Raw genomic sequence first — 916 nt, forward strand, 5'->3', positions numbered from 1 at the left:
GGCATCGGCAAGGTCAAGGCCACCGACAACCGCGTCACCTTCGGCGTCGGTATGAAGTTCTAAGTCGTTCAAGCCACGACACGAAAAAGCCGGGCCTCGCGCCCGGCTTTTTTTATGCTTGCGTGATTTCCGGGTAAATCTATTCGGGTAATGGGCGGTCAACCGGGAATGCAGGGCTTCAGTTCTGGAAACTTCTCGTCGAAGCGTGCCGCCCACCGCGTCAGCCGGGCGCGACCCTTCTCCCATTTCCCGGCAAAGCGCAGCGCGAGATAGCCAAGGCAGGCGCGCAGCGCCATCTGGCCGGCGGCGATCTTTTTCGGCAGCTTCGGCGGGTGGGCGTTGAGCAGGTCGAGTGCCGCCGTGATCTTCGCCCACTGGCGATCGAGCCAGGGCTGATAGACCATCTCCTCAGGCCGCGTGCGCCGTTCATAGACCATCGACAGCGCACAGTCGCAAATGCCGTCGGCCAATGCCTCCAGCACTTCCGCCTCGAGCCGCTTGTCGGGATTGCGTGGAAAAAGCGCACTCTTCGACAAACGGTTGAGATGCTGGGTGATGGCGCGACTGTCATGGATGGAACGACCGTCGTCGAGCACCAGAACCGGAATCTTGCCGAGCGGGTTGGCGATCATCAAGTCGGCCGGCTTCTCCTCGGTCTTGATCGGCACCAGATCGACAGCGATGCCGGCATAGGCTGCCGCCATTCGTACCTTGGAACTGTAGGGAGAAGACGACGCATAGAGCAGTCTGGGCATGATCCGTTTCCTGTTTTGCAGGCCGGCAGTGTTGACCGATCGGGCGCGATCGGGCAATGGCCAGAAGCGGAAAACCCAGCCGCCAGCGAGCGACGCAGCGGCCAGGGCCGTTTAGCGAGCGCTCCATGAAGACGGTGCTTCATCACCATGGTTGCCGGGAT

1 protein-coding gene is annotated in these 916 nt (G+C 61.5%); it reads right to left on the bottom strand.

Going from position 1 to position 916, the window contains the following annotated elements:
* Positions 1-158 precede the first annotated feature (158 nt).
* On the bottom strand, positions 159-755 hold the full coding sequence (locus tag EN914_RS36725) for a glutathione S-transferase family protein (RefSeq protein WP_127389751.1): 597 nt from the start codon (positions 753-755) through the stop codon (positions 159-161).
* Positions 756-916 lie beyond the last annotated feature (161 nt).

It is taken from the genome of Mesorhizobium sp. M7A.F.Ca.CA.001.08.2.1 (assembly GCF_003998455.1).
Taxonomy (GTDB): domain Bacteria; phylum Pseudomonadota; class Alphaproteobacteria; order Rhizobiales; family Rhizobiaceae; genus Mesorhizobium; species Mesorhizobium ciceri.

Bases quoted from the DNA above. Each gene is read 5' to 3' on its own strand.
- EN914_RS36725 (WP_127389751.1), bottom strand. From the start codon at position 755: ATGCCCAGACTGCTCTATGCGTCGTCTTCTCCCTACAGTTCCAAGGTA.